Origin of the sequence: Neorhodopirellula pilleata (assembly GCF_007859915.1) — a bacterium.
GTDB classification, from domain to species: Bacteria; Planctomycetota; Planctomycetia; order Pirellulales; family Pirellulaceae; genus Rhodopirellula; species Rhodopirellula pilleata.
Genome location: NZ_SJPM01000053.1, coordinates 1 through 5,872, shown reverse-complemented (window position 1 = coordinate 5,872; position 5,872 = coordinate 1). Strand labels below are relative to the sequence as shown.

Below are 5,872 nucleotides of genomic sequence, written 5' to 3'. Positions count from 1 at the left end.
CGTCCAGTGTCGCCCTGCGGGGCATGTTCAACGCCGGCCCTGCGGGGCACAGTTCAGGACTGCCCTGCGGGGCACAAACCGACGCCTGCCCGGCGGGGCATTGTCCGACGCCGGACCAATGGTGGCGACTGTCGGCAAAAGCCGTCGGGTCGAAGTTGATGGCAAGCCGGTGGGCACGATGCTAAAATGATTGACTCGTAACGATGCAATGATGACGGAGCGGCGATGGTCGCCGGTTTGGTAGCAATGACTTCAAACGCCGCCGCCCGCATATCGCCGCCGTTCCCCGACTGAATTGATGCGCACATTGACTGCATGAACGACAACGAAATCGTCGAGCTCTTTCGCGAACTTGAGGTGCCGTATCCGCGTGCCGCATCTGGATTGATCGACGATATGTGCCTCGAACTCGGACGGGTATTGCAAGAAACACCACAGCATCAAAAGGCAATCGATCGTCTCACGGACTTGATCGCACAATGCTTTCGTCCGATGGACGCGTCATGGCCGCCAGACTCGTGCCCTTGGGATACTGCATACTCCATCTTCGGACGCTGGTTATGGCGAGGCTTGCCGCATTTCGCCGCCGCGGTTGAATCGATCACGAACTGGGATGCCGATCGCGTCGCAAAATGCCGGGCAGAATATGTCGACTTTGTGCGTTACACTCGCGATGACTGGGTCCGCGCGGCAGATGGTTTTGAGATGGTGAATCGCGGGGAACCAACGGATGCACGTGAGTCGCCGAGTTGAGTTTATTGAAGTGGTGAGTCGTTCGCGGCGACCACGTGATCCGAATCGTTGAACTTAATCGATCGTGATCGGAGTGCGTAATCGTGACGACGTAGGTGCGTTGCGTTTGAGCGCCGGCGGCGAGCCGCCATCGCGTTGCTCATGGCAACCCAGATAGGGCATCGGAACGCCAGCGCAGAACGGTTGTTGCAGGAGGGGCGCTCGGATATACAAATTCGTTGTCCGGATAACTAACGAAATCGAATGCGGCGTACAGGCTTGTGAATAGCCTTAGTGGTTTTGACCACCACTTGCCGAGCAAGGCGACGCGGTGTGTCACCGCTTGCTCGCTGTTCGGTTCGCAATGATTGTCCTCCCAAGTCCGCCTTCGGCGGCAATTGCTTGTCCGGCTGCGGCCGGTATTGAGAAGCTTGACGAGACGGTTTCGTCAGCACCCGGCTTGAGTGTTGCCGGGATACTCAAACGGTACGCTCCGCTCTACCTTCAAAAGCATGCCGCGCAGGCGGTGCCCCAGGTGCAAAGCACGTTGGCGAAACTGTCGCTGTGCCGAACGCGTGCTTTAGGAGGTCATGTCTATCGCTGCCGAGGATGCCAGTCGGAGACACCGCTGTACAACTCCTGCGGTGACCGACACTGCCCTCAGTGCAGCGGTGCCAAGCGAGCCGATTGGCTGGACTCCACTAGCGAATTGCTGGTTCCCGGTGTCACCTATTTCCAAGTCGTCTTTACTTTGCCGGAAGAACTCGCCGCGTTGTCGTTGGGCAACCGTCGAGAAATCTACAACCTATTGTTTCATTCCGCTTGGCAAGCTCTGCGTGACCAGATTGCGTTGGAACAAGGATTCGAGGCTGCCGCAGCGATGGTCCTGCATACTTGGAATCAAAAGCTCGAAGCGCATCCGCATGTCCATGCGTTAGTTCCTGGCGGTGGCCCGTCACTTGATCGATCGCGTCCGGGGTGGATCAGCAGTCGTAAGCGGAGCGGGAAGCCATCGTCGACGCCGTACTTGGTGGATGCCAAGGAACTTCGCAAACGCTATCGGGAGTTCGTCTTAAAGGGTCTTGTGCAACTGCGTGAGCGGGAAAAGCTCAAGCTGGAAGGTGACTGGAGTTGCTTGAAAGAACAGGCGAATTGGGACGAGTGGCTGGGGCGTTTTGAGAACAAGACATGGGTATCGTTCATCCAGGCTCCGCCGAACGAAGACTGCCGCCCGGAACACGTCGCGAAATATCTGGCACGTTACATGACCGGTGGTCCAATCAGTGATCGTCGGTTGATCTCGCATGAAGACGGAAAGGTTCAATTTTGGGCACGCGTCGGCGATCAGACTGGCGGCGGCGATGGCCGTAGTGCCCCGTACACACTTAGCGGGATCGAGTTCGCCCGTCGTTGGTCGATGCACATTCTTCCCAAGGGCTTTACCAAGTCACGCCGTTACGGCGGCTTCAGCAACCGTCATCGTGATCGGTATCTGAAAGAATGTGCGGCTTGGATGAACTCGCAAGACGAGCCGCCGCAAGCAGCGGACGCCAAGCCAGACCGCGATGAGCCGAGCGACGAAGACACAGTGCCTACGTGCCCGCATTGTGACGAAGAGATGGAACTGATCCGGTGGTCGAGCAAACCCTCATGGAGCGATGTGATGTCCAGCCGATATCGACCGTGGTGGTATCGGGATGACTAATGTGGGGACGCGATTGGTCTTGGTGCGTTGGGTGCCATGCGATCTCTCAATTGAGGGATCGCAGTTTAGGTGCTGCGCCCGAGTCAAAAATGAAGGCCAAAAGCATGCGGAAACGATGCCAAGCAAAGTGTATCTGTCGCGACAACTTGCACTCGAGCACTCGAGGGGCTTAGAATCCGGGCTTGTTGTAATCAAGCCGCCGGATTGATTCCGCATACGTTTTTTCCAGGGTGGCGATCACGATCGACAAAGTTCAACGCACGATCTATCCGAAAGTCAGGCGGCCAGCTCAACTAGCAAGTTGAGCTTTTTTAACGCCTGACCATCGGATAGATCGCATTTCGTTAGGCCACAAATGAAACATGCAATAGCCGTTCTGTGTCTTGCTGTTGCCACCTCGCTCGGTGCTGCTGAGCCTGACGCACCTGCGTTTCGTACCTTCCCGAATCCCGGAAACGAATGGTCCAGCACCGACGATGGCGAAGTAGACGATGGTCAATTCTCATGGCGACACTACAAGCACGCTAAAACTGGTGACGTCGTCGCGTGTGTTGCGTGGCATACGCCGAGGTTGAGTATCGACAGCAGCCCAGTCCGACAGGCATCAATCGAAACTATCACGTCCAGTGGCTACGCCTACGCATTGACGCGAAAACTGGGACAACCCATTGATGACACGGTTCGTCATCACGTCGTATCGATCAACGTTCGAAATCATTCCGCAGGCCACAAGCTGAATTTCCGAGCAATCGAATACACCTACGTGTATGAAAATGGGGGCGATGATTCACAATCCGCCTTGGCACATGGCTATGTCGTTGTTGTTGGAGATTTCACCATCTTCATTCAGCATACGGCAAACCGCGTCATCACGTCCGACATCGCCCAAAACATGGCGATGGATGTGGTGATCTCGTGGTCCGAGAAACAGAAGTCAATCGCCAAAGGATGGAGTGTCCGCATCAGTCGTCCAGACAATTAGCGGCGTCCTCCGGATTGGCCTAACAAAAAAATGCACGCGAGTTGCGGGTCGCGCGTTTCCTGATGGCAAGTCATTCGGCCGCAACCGCGTGATTTTAGGCGTTCTTCGCAAACGAGTCCGGATTGATGGACGCAAGAGAACCTACCGCTTCTCGCCGCCGACGCTGGTTGCGATGGGTAATTGCCGTCGCCGCAATTACTTGTGGCATCGTCTGGTTCCGTCACGTTCAAGAACCCTACCGCGAAACGCAAAAGCTTCACAACCTGATTCAGTCCCTTGCTAGCCGTTGTCCGCCTGATATGGAACAGACGCAATGGAAGATCGCCGTCGACTGGACGAACAATTTAAACGGCAACAGCCTTGTTTGGGGCTTCAAAGACGGAGCGGCAATTAGAAAGCATCGACAGGAAATTGAGGCAAGACTTCAACGCGAAGTCGACATGGACACGATTAACTGGATCTGGGACCGGTACGCAGAGCTTTGTCCGGCCGGTTCACGATACCAACAATGGCGACAGGTAATGCTTGACGAAATCGCAAAAATTAGCCGTAGCCGATAGACTGGACCGAGCTCATTTGTGACGGAGTCGGAGCACGAAGAACCAAATGGTGCAGCCGAGTGGCGGTGGCACACGAAACAGAATGGAAAATCGTCAGCCGCCACCGGCTGACCATCGGCGTTCTGTCACTGATGGAAACTGACTAACATCTCCTCTATTCGTTTTGAAGTTTCATAACTTGAGTTACTCATTGGCAAACCTTCTCACGTCAATTGCCTTCGTGGCACTTGTAATCGGAGCCGCTCGGAATGCAGACTGGTTCTGGGCGAGTGTTGCCTTCACCTTCGCTGTCGTGTCAATTGCGATCGCCTTTGCTGGTGCAATATGTGATCGTCATCGACGTCGGTATTGGACCGTTTTCTTCGTGTTCGGATTCTGTTACTTAACGCTAGTTTTTGGTCCATGGTTTTCATCAAATACTCGTCCAAAACTGCTCAGCTCCGTTGCAATCGCGCGATTGCACCGGAGTGTGAGCCGCCTGAGAGCGCCTGAAGCTGCTGCTGCAACTGTCTACCTTGCTTCCGATGGCAAGGTTTATGTAAACGCCGAAGAAATTGAGCCGGCGGAAATTGCTGATAGACTCGGAAACACACCTCGCGAATCGGTTTACGTTTATGAAGACGACCCGACGGAAGCGTTTCAAAGACCAGGGTATCAAGAGCGACGCGGGGAATATTGGGATGCCCTCGGCAAAGCAAAATATCATTCACAACTTACGGCTGATTCCGCAACCGCACTATTTCCTCGACGCGAAGACTTTGAGGTCGTCTGTCATTCGTTTATCGGTAGTATCTGCGGGCTATTTGGGTACTGGCTCGCTCGTTGCCTTCATCGCAAATCAAACAAGGTCGGGGAAGTACCTGAAAACGCACCGGCGAATGCTGCAACCATTTTGTAGCATGGGAATCCACGTAAAGACAGAACCATCGGTTGCAACGGAGGCCGCGAGTTGACGTTTTTGAAGTGGTGAGTCGTTCGCGCGGCCCCGCTGAACCGTAACGTTATCCGACCGAAACCCCCGCACGACATCCGGCATGGAAACTCTCAACCCTTACGAACCATCGCGAAGTACCAACAATCTGCCGTCGACCCGGAATCCTCCGTTAACATTTGCGCAAGCAGCATTCCAGAGTTTCCGCCGTGGTGTAAAACTAACCGGCATCGCAACGCTCGCCGTGGTTACATTGGTCTCGATTCCACCGGTCATTCGCTTCATCAATTCGCCAATACCCGGCAATCGCAGCACTTGGTCCACGATACCGTACGACCAAGTGCTTTCCTGGTTTGGGTACGCGACGCTTATACTTTTGCTGATAACGCTGTGCGGTGGATTGCTTGCTTCCTTAGCAACAACTCTAAAACGGTCGATTTGGGGATGACTGTCCTCGCTCAGGCCAGGACAAAGCCCAAGCTGGCGGCGTCCCGCCGTTGTTTTCCCCTCGCGGGGATCATGCCGGCGACGTTCCGTCGTTGTTTTCCGCTCGCGCGGCCCATGCTCGCTGGCGATCCGCCTCGTAGTCATAATCGCGGATAACCAATAAGGATTTGACTTCGCGGCGAGGCGTGGTTTGAGTTCGAATCTTTTTCTCGGCTGGTCCGTAAGTCGCTGCCCGAAGCCAGTGCCACTAGCCGAAGCTCAAGTCCTCTGTTCAAGAAGCCCGGTTGGATTTCCCACGCAGCCTATCGCCTGTATGGTTATTGCTTCCGTGCTTGGTACTCCGGTACGGATGGTGGTACCTATGCGAGATCGAATGCGTGGATTGATCGGGTGCTTTCGCGCCAAAACGAGCGAAGTCACCACGCGGTTCAGCCGCCTCAAGCACACTGTTCGTGTTTTTTGACGCGTTTGACTGCCGCTTAGACGCACCTTCATCATTCGCCCTCCCGAAGACG

The 5,872-nt window shown here is 55.0% G+C and carries 6 protein-coding genes; all 6 read left to right on the top strand.

The features are described 5' to 3' along the window. Positions 1 to 185, top strand: a 185-nt coding sequence (locus Pla100_RS32105) for a hypothetical protein (RefSeq protein ID WP_231603816.1), incomplete at its 5' end; no start/stop codon positions are given. Positions 186 to 315: 130 nt separating this feature from the next. Next, positions 316 to 753, top strand: a complete 438-nt coding sequence (locus Pla100_RS30070) for a hypothetical protein (RefSeq protein ID WP_146583072.1) — start codon at positions 316 to 318, stop codon at positions 751 to 753. Between the two features lie 343 nt (positions 754 to 1,096). Further along, positions 1,097 to 2,437 (top strand): IS91 family transposase, encoded by a 1,341-nt coding sequence (locus tag Pla100_RS30065; RefSeq protein WP_146583070.1) that lies wholly within the window; start codon positions 1,097 to 1,099, stop codon positions 2,435 to 2,437. A gap of 355 nt (positions 2,438 to 2,792) precedes the next feature. Continuing rightward, the gene (locus tag Pla100_RS30060; RefSeq protein WP_146583068.1) at positions 2,793 to 3,419 is read left to right on the top strand and encodes a hypothetical protein; all 627 of its coding nucleotides are present in this window, start codon (positions 2,793 to 2,795) and stop codon (positions 3,417 to 3,419) included. 125 nt (positions 3,420 to 3,544) lie between these two features. Further along, the gene (locus tag Pla100_RS30055) at positions 3,545 to 3,979 is read left to right on the top strand and encodes a hypothetical protein (RefSeq protein WP_146583066.1); all 435 of its coding nucleotides are present in this window, start codon (positions 3,545 to 3,547) and stop codon (positions 3,977 to 3,979) included. A 178-nt stretch (positions 3,980 to 4,157) separates the two neighbouring features. Continuing rightward, positions 4,158 to 4,877, top strand: coding sequence for a hypothetical protein (locus Pla100_RS30050; protein WP_146583064.1), 720 nt, complete (start codon positions 4,158 to 4,160; stop codon positions 4,875 to 4,877). Positions 4,878 to 5,872: the final 995 nt, after the last annotated feature.